At 46.0% G+C, this 19,830-nt stretch carries 14 protein-coding genes; 11 read left to right on the top strand and 3 right to left on the bottom strand.

What is annotated here, in order from left to right; translation table 11 throughout:
- Nucleotides 1-113: 113 nt before the first annotated feature.
- Entirely contained in the window at nucleotides 114-1,370 is a 1,257-nt protein-coding gene (codB, locus tag D104_RS32510; protein WP_024024844.1) for a cytosine permease, read from the bottom strand.
- A 369-nt stretch (nucleotides 1,371-1,739) separates the two neighbouring features.
- Between codB and katG the strand changes: the two genes are divergently transcribed.
- The 3 genes from katG to D104_RS32495 all read left to right on the top strand — a co-directional run bounded on the left by katG (nucleotide 1,740) and on the right by D104_RS32495 (nucleotide 6,844).
- Nucleotides 1,740-3,935, top strand: a complete 2,196-nt coding sequence (gene katG / locus D104_RS32505) for a catalase/peroxidase HPI (protein WP_024024843.1) — start codon at nucleotides 1,740-1,742, stop codon at nucleotides 3,933-3,935.
- A gap of 393 nt (nucleotides 3,936-4,328) precedes the next feature.
- On the top strand, nucleotides 4,329-6,209 hold the full coding sequence (locus D104_RS32500; RefSeq protein WP_024024842.1) for a methyl-accepting chemotaxis protein: 1,881 nt from the start codon (nucleotides 4,329-4,331) through the stop codon (nucleotides 6,207-6,209).
- A gap of 173 nt (nucleotides 6,210-6,382) precedes the next feature.
- Nucleotides 6,383-6,844: a DUF2127 domain-containing protein gene (locus tag D104_RS32495; protein WP_024024841.1), complete on the top strand. Its 462-nt coding sequence runs from the start codon at nucleotides 6,383-6,385 to the stop codon at nucleotides 6,842-6,844.
- On the opposite strand, the gene D104_RS32490 is transcribed toward D104_RS32495, so the two are convergent.
- Together D104_RS32490 and D104_RS32485 are read right to left on the bottom strand one after the other, a co-directional pair.
- Complete coding sequence (locus D104_RS32490; RefSeq protein ID WP_024024840.1) at nucleotides 6,841-7,701, bottom strand: MurR/RpiR family transcriptional regulator; 861 nt, start codon at nucleotides 7,699-7,701, stop codon at nucleotides 6,841-6,843. The two genes, D104_RS32495 and D104_RS32490, sit on opposite strands and share 4 nt — an antisense overlap.
- Before the next feature lie 181 nt (nucleotides 7,702-7,882).
- Nucleotides 7,883-8,842, bottom strand: coding sequence for a sugar ABC transporter substrate-binding protein (locus D104_RS32485; RefSeq protein WP_024024839.1), 960 nt, complete (start codon nucleotides 8,840-8,842; stop codon nucleotides 7,883-7,885).
- A 419-nt stretch (nucleotides 8,843-9,261) separates the two neighbouring features.
- On the opposite strand from D104_RS32485, the gene D104_RS32480 reads away from it, so the two are divergent.
- The 8 genes from D104_RS32480 to iolB are packed head-to-tail and all read left to right on the top strand — an operon-like array spanning nucleotide 9,262 to nucleotide 19,668.
- Entirely contained in the window at nucleotides 9,262-10,419 is a 1,158-nt protein-coding gene (locus D104_RS32480; protein ID WP_024024838.1) for an ABC transporter permease, read from the top strand.
- Between the two features lie 54 nt (nucleotides 10,420-10,473).
- Entirely contained in the window at nucleotides 10,474-11,271 is a 798-nt protein-coding gene (locus tag D104_RS32475) for an ATP-binding cassette domain-containing protein (RefSeq protein ID WP_024024837.1), read from the top strand.
- 11 nt (nucleotides 11,272-11,282) lie between these two features.
- Nucleotides 11,283-12,437, top strand: a complete 1,155-nt coding sequence (locus D104_RS32470; RefSeq protein WP_024024836.1) for a Gfo/Idh/MocA family protein — start codon at nucleotides 11,283-11,285, stop codon at nucleotides 12,435-12,437.
- Entirely contained in the window at nucleotides 12,434-14,404 is a 1,971-nt protein-coding gene (locus D104_RS32465; RefSeq protein WP_024024835.1) for a bifunctional 5-dehydro-2-deoxygluconokinase/5-dehydro-2-deoxyphosphogluconate aldolase, read from the top strand. The genes D104_RS32470 and D104_RS32465 overlap by 4 nt, the downstream gene beginning before the upstream one ends.
- A 4-nt stretch (nucleotides 14,405-14,408) precedes the next feature.
- Nucleotides 14,409-16,274: a 3D-(3,5/4)-trihydroxycyclohexane-1,2-dione acylhydrolase (decyclizing) gene (iolD, locus tag D104_RS32460; protein ID WP_024024834.1), complete on the top strand. Its 1,866-nt coding sequence runs from the start codon at nucleotides 14,409-14,411 to the stop codon at nucleotides 16,272-16,274.
- Between the two features lie 31 nt (nucleotides 16,275-16,305).
- A complete protein-coding gene (iolE, locus tag D104_RS32455) occupies nucleotides 16,306-17,238 on the top strand; it encodes a myo-inosose-2 dehydratase (protein ID WP_024024833.1) in 933 nt (310 codons plus the stop codon).
- Nucleotides 17,239-17,295: 57 nt separating this feature from the next.
- Nucleotides 17,296-18,822: a CoA-acylating methylmalonate-semialdehyde dehydrogenase gene (locus tag D104_RS32450; RefSeq protein WP_024024832.1), complete on the top strand. Its 1,527-nt coding sequence runs from the start codon at nucleotides 17,296-17,298 to the stop codon at nucleotides 18,820-18,822.
- 21 nt (nucleotides 18,823-18,843) lie between these two features.
- The gene (gene iolB, locus D104_RS32445; protein WP_024024831.1) at nucleotides 18,844-19,668 is read left to right on the top strand and encodes a 5-deoxy-glucuronate isomerase; all 825 of its coding nucleotides are present in this window, start codon (nucleotides 18,844-18,846) and stop codon (nucleotides 19,666-19,668) included.
- The last annotated feature ends 162 nt before the right edge of the window (nucleotides 19,669-19,830 follow it).

The following is a 19,830-nucleotide window of genomic DNA, read 5'->3' as shown; positions in this document are numbered from 1 at the left end:
TGTCCAATATCTTAAATAACGTATTTTAGTTTATGAGATGTAATACTCAAAATATGCAATGACGCTGTTATTTGGTTGATGGCTAAAAGACCAAATAACAGCGTGTGAGTGGATTAGCTTTGGTGGAGTGTCCGACTCGGTTTCGTTTTTAACTGCGACAATAAAATGCCATACATCACAAAGGCGACCAATACCCCGACAATCGGCGGCGCAATGGGGGAAATAAAAGCGGCCGCAGACGCGACGGCGTACGAGCCAAGTCCAATCCAGTTGAAAGCGGGCAGCTGTGTATTTTCCAATAAGGGGTATTGGCCTTTATGACGCAACCAAAAGTCGGCCATGATCACACCGCCAATGGGCGGAATAAACGTTCCTAATAGAACCAGAAAGGGAATCAAAAAGTTGTACATACCAAAAACCGCCATCACAGTGCCGATGGCTGCGCCAATGACAGTCACCGTTCGACGTTTGTCTGTACGAAGTAAATTACAACCGGCAACGGCAAAGTTATAAATTGTATTGTCTTGCGTCGTCCAAATATTAAGAAACAGCATGAGTACCGCCAATACCAAAAAACCTTGCGCCAGCATCACATCCACAATGTCGGCCTGTTGGTAGATTAAGGTGCCAAGCGCACCGGTTAAAACCATCAAGCCATTGCCTACAAAAAACGCCGCCATGGTGGCCCAGATGGCAACTTTTCCACTGTTGGCAAAGCGGCTCCAATTGGTGGCTTGTGTTGCCCCACTTACAAAGGTACCAATAACAATAGTAATGGCGGCGGTAAAACTTAGGCTTTGGGTCGGTTCGATGCCAAATAAAACAGACACACCACCCACATCCACAAAGCCTGTATAAAGGCTGATTAAAATAAAGATCAACATCACAGGGACGGCCACACGAGATAAAAGATCCATGCCACGAAAGCCAACCATGGCGGTAATGCAAAACGCCATGCCGAACAGAACCATTAACGGTGTTTGCCACGCATCTGGAATACCCGTGACCTTGACCAAAACAATGGCCAATGTTGCGGTTCCCCACGCATACCAGCCAATCTGAGTGAAGCCGAGAATGACGTCAGACAGTTTGCTACCCACCTCCCCAAAGCAAAACCGACCCATTAATGCGCTGTTTAAACCGCTTTTATAAGCGATTAACGCCAAACACGACGCGTACGAGCCAAGTAGAAAATTGCCGACTAAGATAACTAAGAGTAATTCGGAAAAAGAAAAAGCGGTGCCTAATGTCCCGCCAGCCCACATGGTCGCCGTGAAGAAGGTAAACCCAAGCAGAATAAATGCCATGGGTAATAAACCACGGCGTTTGTTCTGAGGAACTTCCATTAATGGATAATCTGAGTGCGTCATAATCGTCTCCATGATGAATAAGCCAACATAGCTTGTTTATTTTATAAGCAACTAATGAACCAAAAGTGAGAAAAGTGTACGTTTGGTCTCATGGGATGCGTTTGTATTCGTCTAATGTACGACGTGTTCTAGGGTGAAATAGTGAAAAGTATTGATAGGTCTGTTTGTGTTTTCTAATGCAACGCTGGTTTTTATTGGTTGGAATGCGTGTTTCATTGTTGAAACGCACCATTTGGTGGCGATTTAAGAGGAGTGGAGTATCGCTATCATCTTGTTAGTTTTTATTTATTGGTTTGTCTTAAATTATAAGTCTATAACTATAGTTACTTAAGAATAAGATGATCTACGTACTAAGCAGGAGAGAAAGTTATGTCAAATGAAAGCAAGTGTCCTTTTAACCACGGCGCCGCAGGATCAAGTCAGTCCGCAGGTCGTGGTACAACAAATAAAGATTGGTGGCCAAACCAATTGGATTTGAGTGTGCTTCATCAGCATTCCGCTAAATCGAACCCAATGGGCGAGGCGTTTGATTATGCAGAAGAATTTAAAAGCTTGGATCTAGCCGCATTGCAAAGCGATCTTTATGCATTGATGACCGATTCTCAAGACTGGTGGCCAGCCGACTACGGTCATTACGGCCCTTTTATGATTCGTATGGCTTGGCACAGTGCAGGGACTTACCGTACTGCTGATGGTCGTGGTGGTGCGACATCAGGAACGCAGCGCTTTGCGCCGTTAAACAGCTGGCCAGATAACGTGAATTTAGACAAGGCGCGTCGTTTGCTTTGGCCTATTAAGCAAAAGTACGGGCGTAAAATTTCTTGGGCCGATTTGATGATTCTTGCCGGTAACTGCGCGCTTGAATCCATGGGATTCAAAACCTTTGGTTTTGCTGGTGGCCGTGTGGATGTGTGGGAACCAGAAAATGATGTTTACTGGGGCGCTGAAAAAACGTGGTTGGATGACAATCGCTACCAAGGGGATCGAAATCTTGAAAATCCACTAGCAGCAGTACAAATGGGTTTGATCTACGTTAACCCAGAAGGTCCAGATGGTAAGCCGGATACTTTGGCATCCGCGCGAGATATTCGTGACACCTTTGGCCGAATGGCCATGAACGATGAAGAAACTGTGGCGTTGATTGCAGGCGGTCATACCTTCGGTAAAGCGCACGGTGCTGGTGATGCGGCACAAGTGGGAGCCGATCCTGAAGCTGCAGGTTTGGCAGAACAAGGGTTTGGTTGGAGCAATACTCAAGGAACAGGAAATGGTGTAGACACGATTTCTAGTGGCTTGGAAGGCGCTTGGACGAAAAACCCAATCAAATGGGACAACGGTTTTTTTGATAACCTATTTGACTACGAATGGGAACTGACTAAAAGCCCAGCGGGTGCTTGGCAATGGACACCAAAAGGCACGGCTGGTTCTAACAGTGTGCCTGATGCGCATGATGACGCGAAACGCCATGCTCCAATCATGTTTACATCGGATTTGGCATTGCGGGATGACCCTATTTACGGGCCTATTTCTAAGCGTTTTCATGAAAACCCAGACCAATTAGCGGATGCGTTTGCTCGAGCTTGGTTCAAGTTGACGCACCGAGACATGGGGCCAGTGGCGCGTTACTTAGGGCCATTGATTCCTCAAGAATCTCTAATTTGGCAGGATCCTATTCCCGCTGCATCGTATGCGATGATTGATGATCAAGATGTAGCTGCGTTGAAAGCGAGCATATCGGCTTCTGGTTTGTCCGTGTCACAGCTTGTAACCACCGCGTGGGCATCCGCGTCGACGTACCGTGGTTCTGATATGCGCGGCGGTGCAAATGGTGCTCGTCTTCGTCTTGCGCCACAAAAAGATTGGGAAGTGAACCAACCGAAACAGTTGGCGAGTGTGTTGAGTTCGTTAGACGCGATTCAGGCCGAGTTTAACCGCGGTTCTGATAAGCAGGTGTCTATCGCGGATCTGATTGTATTAGCGGGTTCCGTTGGTATTGAAAAAGCGGCCAAAGCCGCAGGCAGAGAGCTAACCGTACCATTCACGCCAGGTCGTACGGATGCGTCTCAGGAACAAACCGATGTGGAATCGTTTGATGTGCTTGAGCCTATCGCTGATGGTTTTCGAAATTATCAGAAAGGCAAATACACGATCAGTGCAGAAGAAATTTTGCTGGATCGAGCTCAACTATTGACCTTGTCAGCGCCTGAAATGACCGTGCTCTTAGGCGGAATGCGTGTCTTGGGTACGAACTTTGGTCAGTCAAAACAAGGCGTACTAACGACGCAGCCTGAAACATTAACGAATGATTTTTTCGTCAACTTGTTGGACATGAGTACGAAGTGGAATTCAGTTTCAAATGATGACGATGAGTTTGAAGGGCGAGATCGTAAAACCGGTAAGATCAAATGGACCGCAACGCGTTCTGATTTGGTCTTTGGCTCGAACTCGCAACTTCGCGCAATTGCTGAAGTCTATGCTTGCTCCGATTCACAAGACCGTTTTGTGACGGATTTTGTGGCAGCGTGGACGAAAGTAATGGAGCTGGATCGTTTCGATCTCGCTTAATCTCCTAGTGTTACCAACACGTAAACCCGCGACCCGAAAGGTTCGCGGGTTTTTTTATGTCTACGTAAAACCGTGTGTTTGCTCTTGTGAAATCGCTGTATTAGCCATCATGTATAATCAGGATAACTTCATGAAAATACGCCTTTTCTTTCCAACTCAATGGCACGTCGAAAACTGCTCACGCTGACCTAGAGCGGCTTTGTCACACGGACTTATTCTTAGTTATTTCAATCACCTACAAAAAAAAACTTTTTAAAGATAGATCTTAACAACGTCGTGTTATAAATTTTGAAAAAAATCGTCATATCAAAAAAAGTGGTAGTCCTGAGAAATCGAACTAACATTAATGAGCGATGTCATATTCTCAAGATTTATAAATAGGATAGTGAAAGAATGAAGGTATCTCATAAAGTAGTCGTCTGTGCTTCCATTGTGGTTGCTTTAGCATTTACAGCGTATTCATGGTTGCAATACAGTAACCTAAGAGCCGAACTGTTTGAAAAAACAACGATCAGTACTCAAGAAAGTAGTAAAGCACTCGCACTACAAGTGAATAACTGGCTGAAAGGCAAAATGGATTTGATTGAGGTTATTTCTCAAACCATTGATGTTGATTACAGTGCGGAGACCATTCAAAAAGCGTTCGATGTGCCACTTTATCAAGACGAATTTATACTGTTGTTTGGTGGCTTAGACACCAATGGTACACTTATTACTAACGATCGATCTTGGAACCCAACAGGCTGGGATGCGCGTAAGCGTCCTTGGTACGACATGGGGAAAAACCATAAACAAGCGGTTTTGACTGAACCTTACCTTTCTACGGATGGTGATGTGCTTATTTCTGTGATCGCTGACATTTCGGACAAAGGCCAATTTAAAGGCTCTTTTGGTGGTGATTTAAGTCTTAAAACTGTTTCCGATGCCGTTAATTCTCTGAACTTCAATAACACTGGCTATGCTTTTTTATTGAATAAAACGGGCAAAATTATCAGCCATCCAAATGCCGAGTTAAATGGCAAAGAGGTATCGAATTTACTCAAAGACAGAATTTCTGTTTTAAAAACCGAATTGGTTGAAAACACACTCGTAGATGGCACGTCTGTTTATGTGACTTTTAGCCCATTGCCAAACTTATATGGTGCAGACTGGTATGTCGGTGTGGTATTGGATGAAGGTAAGTTGTTTGCCAACGTACGTGAATTTGGTTGGATCGCATTCTTAGGTACCTTGATCGCGACACTCATCGTATCCGTGATCTTATTCTTCGTGATCACGCGTTTACTGCAACCATTGCGCGCATTGCATGAGTCATTGCAAGAGATTAATGGCGGTGGTGGCGACTTAACCAAGCGCCTTGAAGTGACTACCAATGATGAATTTGGCGCCGTGTCCGAGGAGTTTAACCAGTTCGTTGATTACTTGCAGCACTTGATCAGCGAAGTGAAAGGGCGTTCATTGAATGTTCGTAGCAATACAGACAAAACCGCGGCATCGTCTGCCCGCTCTTCTGCTGAGTTGCATACTCAGCTAAACGAATTGGATCAACTTGCGACGGCAATGCAAGAAATGTCTTCAACGGCACACAATGTTGCCGATAACGCACAAAGCGCGGCGAGCCGAGCGAATCAGGCCGATGTGGCTGCGAAAGAAGGTGAAGCGGTTGTTGAACGGACAACTAAATCGATTGCGCAATTAACCGATCAGATGGGTGACGTTGTTAAAACCATTAATGATCTTGTGGTTTACAGCGACAACATAGAATCTATCTTGACGGTTATTACAGATATCGCCGATCAGACGAACTTGTTGGCATTGAACGCGGCGATCGAAGCGGCTCGTGCAGGTGAGCAAGGCCGAGGTTTTGCGGTAGTAGCCGATGAAGTTCGAACGCTTGCGTCGAAAACTCAGGAATCCACGGAACAAATTCAGAAAATGATCCAGCAGCTTCAAACTGGTGTGAGAAGCGCTGAAAAAGTCATTCTTGAAAGCCGAGAAAATGCGAATTCAACGCAGCTTATTGCAAACCAAGCAAAAGATTCATTGCATGTTATTCGTTCCAGCATCAATGAAATCAATGATATGACCGTGCAAATTGCGGCAGCAGCAGAAGAACAAAGCGCTACGTCGAACGAGATCAATCGTAATACGACGAACATACGTGATATTAGTCAGTCGGTTTCTGATGCGGCGAATGAGCAATCTTCACTGTGTAAAACCATGGTCGAGATTACGACACAGCAAGCGACATCCTTGGATAAATTTAAAGTGTAATTCACGCTTTAGGGTCATAAAAAGCAAGTCAGATAATCGTATCTGGCTTGCTTTTTTTATGGCTGTTTTTCTGTTCGTCGTACAATACCGTAGTCGTCAAAATAACAATAAACCATCATTTAATTGTCATCTTGTATGGTTAAGCTGTTTTTTTAAAAGGAGTAACGGGGTGTATGAAGTTTGAGGCGTTAAATGCCATCGCTTTATTTGAAGGGGTGAAAGGCCTGTTGGCGTTGCTGGTGGCGGTTGGGATTAATGTCGTGGCGGGGCAAGACCTTTATCAATTGACAGAACGTTTGATGCAAACCTGGTCACTTTCTACAGACAATCATTATCTTGGTTTATTGCTTCGGTTCATTGACACCATCACACATCAAAGCGTTACTTTAATCACACTGATTGCGATTTTGTACGCGAGCTTCCGTTTTATCATGGCGTACGGACTGTGGCGAAAATTACGCTGGACAGAATGGTTCGCCTTTATCAGCGGTTCACTCTATATTCCATTTGAACTTCACGCTATCTATCAAAATATAAGTGTTGTTAGCGTGTCCATATTGCTGTTTAACCTGCTTATTATTGGCTATTTGTATTGGGTGCTGAAACGAGACAGTGATCATACTCTTGATGGCTAATGTTCCCATTCTATTTGTTTCGAATCGCCAATTTTCCTATCGCTGTCGAGTCGATACGCTAACGCAACCAGTAACGTTTGTGCCAATGTCATAGAAGACGTGAGAGAGCGAAACCCCATGACTTCGGCTTCTTTTATATCGAAGCACACATCAGACAATGCGGCCAATGGGCTGATTTTACTGTCGGTAATCGCAATCACTTTTGCGCCGGCTTTGAAGGCAAACTCACTCACATTGACGGTTTCTTTGGCGTACGGGCTGAATGTTGTGGCAATAATAACATCGTTTTCACGGATGTTACTGGCTTGTTCAATGAGCATTCCGCCGCCGCCATCAATAAGATGGGTGGTTTTGTTTAAGTGTCTTAAACTGTAGGCAAAATAGCTGGAAATAGGGAAGGCGCGGCGTAAACCAATTAAATAAATATTCTGAGCGTTTTCTAGTAAATCCACCGCTTTACTTAACATTTCTTGAGAGAAATGATGGTTCATGTGATTCATTGAAAAGGCATTACTGCTGCTGAACTCTTCTAAAATATGAGAGGCATCAGTTTTAGTACTAGACGTGCTTTTACTCAGCTTGACACGTTCACTGTAGCTGGATGTTTGCTCGACTAACGATTGGCGAAATAAATTTTGCATTTCGCTAAAGCCATTGTATTCAAAAGCGGCGGCAAAACGAACCAAGGTAGAAGGTGGTACATCACATTGAACGGCCAGACTGGCGACGGTTTCAAGCGCGACAGTGTTGGGGTGTTCTAATAAAAAGCGCGCCACTTGTTGTAGTCGTTTACTTAAGTCGTCGTAGTTTCGACTAATGGCTTGTTGTAGTTGTTCCAAAGACGTTGGTGCAGCCAAAAATGACTCCTAAATGTAGTGATGTAATGCCCATATTATGGCAAGTATTATAGCGGTGTTTTAGCTGAAATACTTGTTGGTTTTTCTGTGATTAAAGCAGCAGACTGGGCGAAGCTCTGCCGCTGGAAGTATCAATCATAGCGAGGTTATCCGTAACCTCCGTTCGTATTTTTAGCTCGAATTAACGGAATTCTCCTGCGTATTTCTCTACCAAGGCAATGTTGTCTTTGGTGATAAATCCAGGCCCTGAATTTACATCGTTACTAGGGATCAAGCCGTAGCGTGAGTAAAGTGTTAGGAAGCTGATTGGTAGATAACCTTGTAAATACGGTTGTTGGTCAATCGCAAAGTCGATTCGACCATCTTTAATCGCGTCAGAAATTTCGCCACTTAAATCGAATGTCCCAAAATAAATGTCTTTAAGATTTCTGTTTTTAGACAATGCACGCAATGTTGGGTGCGCCGAGGTTGGCCCTAATGTGAGAATGGCTTGAGTATCAGGGTGCTTGCGCAAATACGCTGACACTTTGGTTTCTACGTTGGTCGGATCGGACCCAGAGTCAATCATCTGGCTGCCTAATTCTATACCGAGCCCTTTCGCGAAGCCCATGCAGCGTTCAACAGAGGCCGGGTTGGTAATATAATGGTTCACACATAAGAAGGATTTCACGCCTTGTTTCTTCGCGCGCTCGCCCGCGCCTAAACCCGCCGCAAATTCAGGTTGACCAACGTGTAATAGCGCGCCTAGCGCTTTGGATTGGGCCTGAGTGCCAGAGTTCATGGTAATAAAAGGAATGCCTTTACGGGTGGCTTTTGCTAAAGGGCCTTCCAATGTATCGAAGTCCGCAATGGAAAGCACAATGCCGTCTGGGTTAGTCGCGACAGCTTGTTCAACAATGCGTGCCATATCCGCGAGATCACCTGTTGGCGGGTTACGATACTCTACCGTGACATCCATATCCGACGCCGCGTGTTTCACCGCATTCTTAATGACGTTCCACCAAGAATCAGAATCGGGTGCATGAGAAATGAACACATAACGTTCACCTTCTGCGTGGACGGCTGACGACATGGACATCACGCCCAGCGTTGCCGCACTGGCTACCAATATGGCTGTACTTTTCTTGAGAAAATTCTTCATTCCAACTATCTCCGTTTTGTTTATTTATTGTTGTTATTACGCATTTTTGGATTTAGTAAATACCGATACTGATTCGTTTTTGATCAGAGTCGAGCTGATAGTAGAATGAATATTTCATAATTGCAATAATATAGAATTTTTGATTTTATTTGATTTTAATTTGTTTATATTATTGTTTTATAAGTATTAATTATTTTAAAAAGACGGCTTTTAGAGTCATTTATGGGCGTATTTTGCAAATTTAATAAAAATATTTATTTTGCCTATTGAAAAAAATGAAACAAATATTCTATTATGATGCCATTGTTGAAACAAAAGACATGAGCTCTATCGCGTACTAGAGTAGATCGCTAGAACGCGATTAGAAATCACAAAAAAATAAATATAAAAAATTAAATATAAAAAATAGGTGAGATGTTATGACTGATCAAATTCACTCGGTGGATGTATCTGAAATGGGACGAGATAAGTCAGCCGAAAGCGATACGGCAGTAGATGAGCGAGTCCGAAAGGTGCCTGCATGGAAGCGTCTGTTACATCGCCCAGAATTCGGTGCGATTTCAGGTGCGGTTTTGGTGTTTGTGTTCTTTTTTATTACCGCGGGTGACTCTGGCATGTTTGCTTCAGACGGCATTATGAACTGGGCAACGGTGTCCGCTCAATTAGGGCTCATCGCCATCAGCGCGTGCTTGTTAATGATTGCGGGTGAGTTTGATTTATCCATCGGTTCGATGATCGGTTTTGCCGGCATGATGATGACTATTCCCGCCGTGTATTGGGGTTGGCCAATTTGGGGTGCGATTCTTTTTGCGTTTGTCGGCGCCATGATGATTGGCTTTATTAATGGCTATATTGTCGTTAAAACGGGCTTACCTTCCTTTATTGTGAGCTTAGCGTTTCTTTTCATTCTGCGCGGCTTAACCATCGCGTTGTCTATTCTATTTACTAATCGCACTATCATCGGTGGCATCGATAAATACGCCGAAGGTGATTGGTTAGCCGTGGTATTTGGCGGCACGATAGGGCATGGATTCTTCATCTGGTTGGCTGATATGGGGCTGATCAGCACGTATAAAGATGGCTACCCAATCGTTGATGGTATTCCTATGGTGATCATTTGGTGTATCGGATTGGCCATTGTGGCGAGCTGGGTATTGCTTCGCACTTCTTTTGGTAACTGGATTTTTGCCACAGGCGGTGACGATAAAGCCGCTCGTAATGTAGGGGTTCCCGTTGATAAAGTAAAAATCTCTTTGTTCATGTTTACCGCATTCACAGCCACGGTTTATGCCGCTTGCCAGGTGTTCGAATTTGGTTCTGCCGCCGCGGACCGAGGTGTATTAAAAGAATTCGAAGCGATTATTGCCGTTGTTATTGGTGGAGCGTTACTCACTGGTGGTTATGGTTCTGTGATTGGTGCCTGCTTTGGCGCATTGATCTTTGGTGTAGTGCAAATGGGGATTTTCTTTACCGGTATTGATTCTGATTGGTTCCGAGTTTTCTTAGGTGGCATGCTGTTAATTGCTGTTTTGTTCAACAACTACATTCGTAAAAAAGTGACAGAAGCCCGACATTAGTCATGTTTTTGCTTTTGAGTTTACTTTTTGGATGAAGAATTTAGGAGAACAAAAATGAGCGAATTTATAATTGAATTGAAGAACGTGAGCCGCTTTTTCGGATCCGTAATAGCCCTGAAAGACATTAACATGCAGGTGAAATTGGGTGAGGTTCATTGTTTGTTAGGCGACAACGGCGCAGGAAAGTCGACCCTAATCAAAACACTGGCGGGAGTGCATGCACCGAGTGAAGGAGAATACTATTTAGACGGCAAACCGGTTGTTTTTAAATCCCCCGTTGAAGCCCTCGACGCTGGCATTGCCACCGTGTATCAGGATCTTGCTCTGGTGCCTTTAATGAGTGTAACGCGTAACTTTTTCATGGGACGTGAGCTAACAACAGGACGAGGCATTTTCAAACGTTTCGATTTGGAAAAAGCCAATAGAATTGCTCAAGCTGGTATGGCTGAAATGGGCATCAATGTACGCGACCCTTCTCAGGCAATTGGCACCATGTCTGGTGGTGAAAAGCAATGTTTGGCCATCGCCCGAGCGATTCATTTTGGCGCCAAAGTATTGATTCTCGATGAGCCAACGGCGGCGTTGGGCGTTAAACAGTCCGCCAATGTTCTAAAAGTGGTCGCGAAAGCCAAAGCGCGTGGTTTGGCGGTGATCCTGATTACTCATAACGTTCATCATGCTTATCCAATTGCCGATCGATTTACCTTATTAAATCGTGGTCAGAGCTTGGGTTCTTTTTTGAAGTCAGAAGTGAGCCGCGAAGACGTTTTGGAAATGATGGCGGGTGGTCAAGAGTTGGACGAATTGACGGCCGAATTAGAAGAGTTTAGCCGATTGGATGCTACCGCATAAGGAAAGCCATTATGACGACTAACAAAATGCGCGTTGGTTTGGTCGGTTCAGGTTATATGGGAAAAGCACACGCCATTGCTTATCGCAATGCGATGGCTGCTTTTGCCATTTCACAAGAACAACTGCAGTGTGAGATGTTGGCCGATGCGACGCCAGAACTGGCGGAAATAAAGGCTCAAGAATTGGGTTTCAACCGTTCAACGGGGGATTGGAAGCAACTTGTTAGTGATCCTCACATTGATGTCGTGGACATTTGCGCACCGAACTTTCTTCATAAAGAGATTGCTCTGGCAGCCATTGCGGCAGGCAAGCATGTTTACAGCGAAAAACCCTTAGCGCTTAACGCCGACGATGCCAAAGAAATGACGGAAGCGGCAGAATCAGCGGGCGTAAAAACTCTAGTGGGTTTCAATTACATCAAAAATCCCACCGTGCAATTTGCCAAGCAATTGATTGAACGTGGCGATATTGGTGACGTGGTGCATTTTCGTGGCGTATTTAATGAAGATTATTTGGCCGACGCCAATTTGCCTTTTAGTTGGCGTTTGCAAAAGCAGTTTGCGGGCACTGGTGCGCTCAACGATTTAGCGTCTCATCTTGTTCAGTTAGCCACGCATTTGGTAGCGCCTATTTGCTCGTTATGCGCGGATTTGAAAGTGGTTCATAAGCAGCGTCCATGTGCACAGGCCGAAGATGGTGTAGGCGAGGTCGAAAACGACGATCAGGCGCATATGATGGTGCGGTTTACCAATGGTGCGCAAGGCACATTGGAAGCGTCTCGCATTGCTTGGGGGCGAAAAAATGGTTTGTCATTTGAAATTACGGGCACGAAAGGGAGCTTGGTTTTTGATCAGGAAACCTTGTCAGAATTGGCTTTGTATATCAATGAAGGTAATCCGCAAACCCAAGGCTTTAAGCGTATTTTAGTCGGCCCTGAGCACCCTGATTATCGGGCATTTTGTGTCTCCGCGGGTCATGGTTTGGGGTTCAATGACATGAAGGCCGTTGAAATCCGAGACTTATTCCAAGGCATAGTCAACAACACACCTTTATGGCCGGATTTCCGAGCCGCTACGCAGGTCAATATCATTCTCGATCACGTGGTGGAATCGGTTGATAAAAGAGCGTGGGTCGAGGTTGAACAGTACGATGGGGAACGAAAATGAATAATAAAAAATTGGATGTTATTTGCTTAGGTCGTGCCGCGGTTGACCTGTATTCGGAACAGATTGGTGCGCCATTAGAAGACGTGAGCAGCTTTAAAAAATACCTGGGTGGCTCGTCTTGTAATATCGCGTTTGGTACATCTCGTATGGGGTTGAAATCCGCGATGTTAACGCGAGTGGGTGACGAGCACATGGGGCGATTTGTTCGCAAAGAGTTAGCGCGCGCGGGTGTGGATGTTTCTCACGTTGTTACTGATGAAGAGCGCTTAACCGGTTTGGTGCTATTAGGTATCAAGGACAAAGACACTTTTCCGTTGATTTTCTATCGTGAGAATTGTGCCGATATGGCGATCAGTGAAAACGACTTTGACGAAGCGTACATTGCTTCAGCAAAAGCCTTGTTAATTACCGGCACGCATTTTTCGACCAAAGGCACGGACAAAGCGGCCCGAAAAGCCATTGAATACGCGAAAGCCAACAACACCAACGTTGTGGTCGATATCGATTACCGTCCAGTTTTGTGGGGCTTAACAGGCCGTGGTGAAGGCGAAAATCGATTTGTCTCCAATGAATCCGTTACTCAGCACCTTTTATCCATTATGCCGTTATGCGATTTGGTGGTTGGCACCGAAGAAGAGTTTCATATTGCGGGGGGTTGCGAAGACACCATCGAATGCCTAAAACGGATTCGAAAGGTCTCATCAGCCGAATTCGTCGTAAAGCGCGGTGCATTGGGGTGCTCTGTGTTTAAAGGCGCGATTCCTTCTACTCTAGATGAAGGCATTACTCGTTATGGCGTAACCGTTGATGTTCTTAATGTATTGGGCGCAGGCGATGCGTTTTTAAGTGGTTATTTGCGCGGCTGGATTCAAGGTGAAGCCACTGAAAAATCTTGCGATTACGCAAATGCATGTGGCGCGATTGTGGTGTCTCGTCACGGTTGTTCGCCCGCCATGCCAAGCCGAGAAGAGTTGGATTATTATCTGATACATAGAAATAACATCCCAAGACCGGATCTTGATCCGGTCTTAAATTATCTTCATCGCGTGACAACACAGCGCACGGTTCGTGACGATCATGCCAAACAATGGCAAGACATGTGTATTTTGGCCTTCGATCACAGACGTCAATTTGTCGATATGTGCCGAGAAGCAGGCGCGCCGTTATCACAAATTCCGAAAGCCAAAAAATTGATTTTAGAAGCCGCTTACCAAGGTGCAGCGTCATTAGATGAAAAAGTCGGAGGCACAGGTATTTTAGCCGATGGCACCTTTGCTCAGGACGTTTTGAATGACATTACGGGCAAAGACCATTGGATTGCTCGCCCAGTGGAATTACCAAGTAGTCGACCGCTGCGTTTTGAGTTAGGCAATAACGTTGGGCAAGCCATTGCGACTTGGCCGGCAAACCACATCGTGAAATGTTTGGTGTTTTATCATCCAGACGATGAAAGCCGTTTGCGCAATGAGCAAGAGCAAAAAATCATGGACCTTTATCGTGCTTGCTGTACGACAGGGCATGAATTACTGGTGGAAATCATTCCGCCTGCGGACTCAGACGTGCAAGACGATACCTTGTCTCGTTCAATTGAGCGCTTTTACAACTTAGGGGTTTTCCCAGATTGGTGGAAGTTGCCATCGCCGAGCAAAGCGGCTTGGCAAAAGATCGGTGACCTGATTAAAGCGCGAGCGCCTTATTGTCGAGGTGTGGTATTACTGGGCTTGGATGCGCCAGTTGAAGCGCTAAAAGCTGGCTTTAGTGCGGCGGCAGGACAAGATATTTGCAAAGGCTTTGCCATTGGTCGAACGATATTTTCTGAGCCAACCAAAGCGTGGCTAAGAAAAAACATCAACGATGCCGAATTCATTGCCAGTGTGAAAAAGAACTATTTAGAAATGAGTGATTTGTGGCAACAACGTAATAATGCGAGCCTTAGTGAGAACATCGCTAAGCGGATGGAGGGGTAGAAAAATGGAGACTTTACGGTTAACCATGGCGCAGGCTTTGGTGAAGCATCTTCAAGCCCAGTTTATCGTGATGAATGGCGTCGAAGTGCCGTTATTCGGAGGTGCTTGGGCGATTTTCGGACACGGAAATGTGGCGGGAATGGGGGAAGCGTTGGCGCAAGTGAAAGATCAATTTACGACTTTTCGAGCGCACAACGAACAAGGCATGGCGTTGGCCGCGTGTGCTTACGCCAAACAGCATCGACGTCAGCGCATTATGGCTTGTACATCGTCGATCGGCCCTGGTGCGACCAACATGATTACGGCCGCAGGATTGGCGATGGCGAACCGTTTGCCCGTGTTGTTTTTGCCGGGTGATGTCTTCGCGACTCGAACGCCAGACCCTGTGTTACAACAAGTGGAGCATTTTAATGATCCGACTTTGTCGGTGAATGATTGTTTTCGTCCTGTGTCGCGTTATTTTGATCGTATAAATCGCCCAGAACAGCTGATTACCAGCTTACCGGCGGCCATTAATACCATGCTGGATCCCGTTACTTGTGGTCCTGCCACCTTGGCGTTGCCGCAAGATGTGCAAACCATGGCGTTTGATTTTCCAACCAGATTTTTTACTAAGAAAGTCCATACACTGCGACGTAACCGAACGGATCTGGATCAACTTACGGCGGCGGTTGACGCCATCAAGGCGGCGAGAAAACCGTTGATTCTACTGGGCGGTGGCGTGCATTACAGTTTGGCGGTGGAAGAAGCGAAAGCCTTTGTTGAGCAATATCAGATTCCTGCTTGTGAAACGCAAGCGGGCAAAGGTGCATTAGCGTGGGATCACCCATTAAATCTAGGGTCGGTTGGCGTGACAGGTTCCAGTGCCGCCAACAAAGCGGCACAAGAAGCGGATTTGATCATCGCCATTGGCACGCGTTTGCAAGATTTTACGTCAGCGTCTCGTACTTTATTTGCCAACCCGAATCACACGTTATTGAGCATAAATATTACGCCGTTCGATGCCGAGAAGCACAACGCTTTGCCATTGGTCGGTGATGCAAAGTCGACGCTCGAAGAATTACGGGCTCAGCTTACTTCGGGTTGGAAAGCACCAACGTCATGGAGTAATCAGGTTCAGGCTTTGAATCAAGCATGGTTATCGACTGTTGATGAAGTTACTGCGTTACCTGCGCAAGCGAGCAATAAGCATTATTTACCTACGGACGCCAATGTCATTGGTGTGATCAATCGATTTGCATCAACCAACAGCACAATCGTGCAAGCTGCGGGTGGCTTACCGGGTGAATTACATAAACTTTGGCGTACTTCGTCGGACCTTGGTTATCACGTGGAATACGGCTTTTCGTGTATGGGTTACGAATTGGCTGGCGGTCTTGGCGTGAAGATGGCAACGCCAGAGCGCGATGTGATTGTGATGGTCGGGGACGGCAGCTATTTGATGCTGAACTCAGAAATCGCCACGTCCGTGATGTTGGGCTTAAAACTCACCATCGTGGTGTTAGACAACCGAGGTTACGCTTGCATTAATCGTTTGCAGCAAGCGTGTGGTGGCGAACCATTTAATAACTTATTACAGAACTGCCATACCGTCGACTCAGGCGCACCAAAGACCGACTTTGCGGCACACGCCAAAGCCTTAGGTGCGGCATCAGAGCAGGTGGCTTGTCTAGCCGATTTAGAAGCCGCGTTAGTGCGGGCGAAAGCCAGCGATAAAACCTATGTGATTGCGATTGATACCGATCCGATGCCGAGCACCCAAGAAGGTGGTGCGTGGTGGGATGTGGCGGTGCCAGAAGTGTCGAGCCGTGACGAAGTCAAAAACGCCGAACGTCAATACAAAATAGCCAAACAAATGCAGCCTTATTAACCATTTTTAGATCAGAGCTTGGAGCAATCCTATGAACAGCAACAATAAAAATAACAGCGCAACAACCCAATCTAATATCCGAATTGGCATTAACCCATTAACGTGGACCAATGACGATTTGCCTTCTTTAGGAGCGGATACACCGCTTGAAGTGTGCTTAAGCGAAGCGCGTCAAGCGGGTTACAGCGGGGTTGAATTAGGCAATAAATTTCCTCGTGATGCGTCTGTCTTGGGGCCAATACTAAAAGCGCATGACTTGTCTCTTGTTTCCGGTTGGTATAGCGCACGCTTATTAGAACGAAGCGTTGCAGACGAAATTACCGCGATGCAGGATCATCTGAATTTGCTCAAGGCGTTAGGTTCGAATGTCATGGTCTTTGCCGAAGTCAGTGGCTGTATTCATGGTGATCAAGCTGCGCCTTTGTCACAACGTCCGCGAATGACGGCCAGCCAATGGGAAGAATATGCAAAACGCATGACAGCCGTGGCCGATTATATGGCGGAACAAGGCGTAAAAATGGCTTATCACCATCATATGGGCACCGTGATTGAAACCGCAGAAGAAGTCGACAAGCTTATGGAAATGACGGGGAACAATGTCGGTTTGTTACTCGATACTGGTCATATCACATTTGCAGGTGGCGATGCGCTAACAATGGCAAAAAAACACGCGAAACGCATTGTGCATGTGCACTGCAAAGACATTCGTCCTAGCGTATTAAAAGACAACCTTAACCGCGATAGTGCGTTTTTAAACGCCGTGTTAGAGGGGGTTTATACCGTTCCAGGTGATGGCAGTATTGATTATTTTCCTATCTTTGAAGTGCTCAAGTCGGCGGGCTACCAAGGTTGGATTGTCGTGGAAGCGGAACAGGATCCAGCGATTGCACACCCATTGACGTACGCGACAAAAGGCTACGACTACTTGTCCTCGAATTTAGAAAAAGCTGGGTTTGCGTTCTGAGCAAGCTTCCTTGGTCTTCATGTATTTTGGTCTTCATGCCATTAAAGAGAGAAATAAATGTCTAATTTGAACAAAGTAATGGGTAACTTCATCGACAACCAATGTGTCGTCAGTGCCTCGTCTCGTCAAGCAAACGTCTTTAACCCCGCGACTGGTGAAGTTTCCCTGTCGGTTAGCTTGAGTACGATCGAAGAAACACAAGCGGCCATAGCGTCAGCGCAAACCGCGTTTGAAAGCTGGTCGCAAATCACGCCATTAAACCGAGCGCGGGTCTTGTTTAAATTTAAAGCCTTGGTCGAGGCTCACAGTCATGAATTGGCTGAGCTGATTGCCAGTGAACACGGCAAGGTGTATTCCGACGCGATGGGGGAATTGACGCGCGGCTTGGAAGTGGTGGAATTTGCTTGTGGTATTCCGCACCTTCAAAAAGGCGAACACAGTTTAAACGTTGGCCGCGGTGTAGACAGCTATAGCTTGATGCAACCGCTTGGCGTTTGTGCCGGCATTAGCCCGTTCAATTTCCCTGCCATGGTGCCAATGTGGATGTTCCCTGTGTCCATTGCTTGCGGGAATACGTTCGTAATGAAACCGTCGGAAAAAGACCCTAGCACCATCATGCGCCTTGCAGAATTATTGAAAGAAGCCGGTTTGCCAGAGGGTGTGTTTAACGTTGTTAACGGCGATAAAACATCGGTGGATGTTTTGCTGACAGACGAGCGCATTCAAGCAGTGAGTTTTGTCGGCTCAACACCAATTGCAGAATACATTTATGCCACCGCCAGTGCACATGGCAAACGAGTACAGGCATTGGGTGGCGCGAAAAATCACATGTTGGTGATGCCAGACGCAGACCCAAATCAAGTAGTGAACTCCTTGATGGGCGCAGCGTATGGTTCGGCGGGGGAGCGTTGTATGGCGATTTCGGTTGCCGTATGTGTGGGTGATGAAGTGGCTGATAATTTGATTGCCAAGCTGCAAACTGAAATTTCAACCATGACAGTTGGACCAGGTTTGTACAAACAATATGACATTGAAAATGAACCGCACATGGGGCCATTAGTGAGCAAAGAACACGCGCAAAAAGTACGTGATTACATTACCTCTGGCGTGGAGCAAGGCGCAGCATTAGTGGTCGATGGGCGTGATTTTGTGCGTAAAAATCATGAACAAGGTTACTTTGTTGGTCCAACGCTTTTCGACCACGTGAAAGTGGGAATGCGCATCTACGACGAAGAAATTTTTGGCCCGGTATTGTGTGTGGTTCGAGTGGACTCTTACGAAGAAGGGTTGGCGCTCATTAACCAGCACGAATATGGCAATGGCACCGCTATCTTTACGCGTGACGGTGATACGGCACGTCAATTCACTGAAAAAGTGCAAGTGGGCATGGTGGGCGTAAACGTGCCAATTCCTGTGCCAATGGCGTTTCACAGTTTTGGTGGTTGGAAGCGTTCTTTATTTGGACCTTTGCACATGCATGGGCCAGATGGCGTGCGTTTCTACACTCGCATGAAAACCATCACGGCGCGATGGCCTACCGGATTACGTGCGGGCCCTGAGTTCTCTATGCCGACCATGAAGTAATTTGTTTCGGGGTTTTAAAGTATGTCACATTTACTAAGAAAAAATAGACTAAACAAAAGCAGCCAGCAAGCAGGGCAAACTCAGCTTGTGACACCTAAAAGTGCCAATTGGCGTTATGTCGGTTTTGAAGCGCATCAGCTAAAAGCCGGTGAATCGATCACGGTAGAAACCGCAACCGATGAAGTGTGTGCGGTGATTTTGTCTGGCAAAGCCAATGCCAGTACCAAGCTTGACGCGTGGCAAAACATTGGTGATCGCATGAGTGTGTTTGATCAAAAAGCGCCGTACTCTGTGTATTCTCCTGCGCAAGATGAAATTCGTATTGAAGCCATTACGGATGTAGAAGTGGCCTTCTGCAAGGCGCCAGGAAAAGGCGGTTTTGCTGCAAAACTGATTACACCGGAGCAATGCCAATACGAAACTCGCGGTGTGGCGAGTAACACTCGGCACGTATGCAATATCTTGTTTGGAAATGAGCCCGCTGACAGTTTATTAGTGTGTGAAGTGATTACGCCGAGTGGTGGTTGGTCGAGTTATCCGCCACATAAGCACGATACAGATGCGGCACCTGCTGAAACGCAATTGGAAGAAACCTACTACCACAAAATTGATCCGCCTCAAGGGTTTGTTTTCCAACGTGTTTATACGGACGATCGCCGTATTGACGAAACCATGGCCGTGGAAGACGGTGATTTAGTCATGGTGCCAGAAGGCTATCATCCGGTTGGTGTCCCGCACGGGTATCAGTCTTATTATTTAAACGTCATGGCGGGACCAAGTCGGAATTGGATTTTTCATAATGATCCGGATCACGCTTGGATTATTGAACGAGATAAAAAAGCTTAAAAAATCAGATGTTTTTATTAATAAAAATAACCCCACCCTAACCCTCCCCTTGAATATAAGGGGAGGTGACAAAAGCACTAAGCTCCTCCCCCTGCTAAGGGGGAGGTTGGGAGGGGGTGTTTGATGATGCCAATACTGTTTTAAAGAACAGTGAAAATAACA

The organism is Marinomonas profundimaris (genome assembly GCF_000508165.1).
Taxonomy (GTDB): Bacteria; Pseudomonadota; Gammaproteobacteria; order Pseudomonadales; family Marinomonadaceae; genus Marinomonas; species Marinomonas profundimaris.
This window is presented reverse-complemented; position numbering and strand designations above follow the sequence as displayed.

Bases quoted from the DNA above. Each gene is read 5' to 3' on its own strand.
- codB (WP_024024844.1), bottom strand. From the start codon at position 1,370: ATGACGCACTCAGATTATCCATTAATGGAAGTTCCTCAGAACAAACGC.
- D104_RS32475 (WP_024024837.1), top strand. From the start codon at position 10,474: ATGAGCGAATTTATAATTGAATTGAAGAACGTGAGCCGCTTTTTCGGA.
- D104_RS32485 (WP_024024839.1), bottom strand. From the start codon at position 8,842: ATGAAGAATTTTCTCAAGAAAAGTACAGCCATATTGGTAGCCAGTGCG.
- D104_RS32495 (WP_024024841.1), top strand. From the start codon at position 6,383: ATGAAGTTTGAGGCGTTAAATGCCATCGCTTTATTTGAAGGGGTGAAA.
- katG (WP_024024843.1), top strand. From the start codon at position 1,740: ATGTCAAATGAAAGCAAGTGTCCTTTTAACCACGGCGCCGCAGGATCA.
- iolB (WP_024024831.1), top strand. From the start codon at position 18,844: ATGTCACATTTACTAAGAAAAAATAGACTAAACAAAAGCAGCCAGCAA.
- D104_RS32470 (WP_024024836.1), top strand. From the start codon at position 11,283: ATGACGACTAACAAAATGCGCGTTGGTTTGGTCGGTTCAGGTTATATG.
- iolE (WP_024024833.1), top strand. From the start codon at position 16,306: ATGAACAGCAACAATAAAAATAACAGCGCAACAACCCAATCTAATATC.
- D104_RS32480 (WP_024024838.1), top strand. From the start codon at position 9,262: ATGACTGATCAAATTCACTCGGTGGATGTATCTGAAATGGGACGAGAT.
- D104_RS32450 (WP_024024832.1), top strand. From the start codon at position 17,296: ATGTCTAATTTGAACAAAGTAATGGGTAACTTCATCGACAACCAATGT.
- D104_RS32465 (WP_024024835.1), top strand. From the start codon at position 12,434: ATGAATAATAAAAAATTGGATGTTATTTGCTTAGGTCGTGCCGCGGTT.
- D104_RS32500 (WP_024024842.1), top strand. From the start codon at position 4,329: ATGAAGGTATCTCATAAAGTAGTCGTCTGTGCTTCCATTGTGGTTGCT.
- iolD (WP_024024834.1), top strand. From the start codon at position 14,409: ATGGAGACTTTACGGTTAACCATGGCGCAGGCTTTGGTGAAGCATCTT.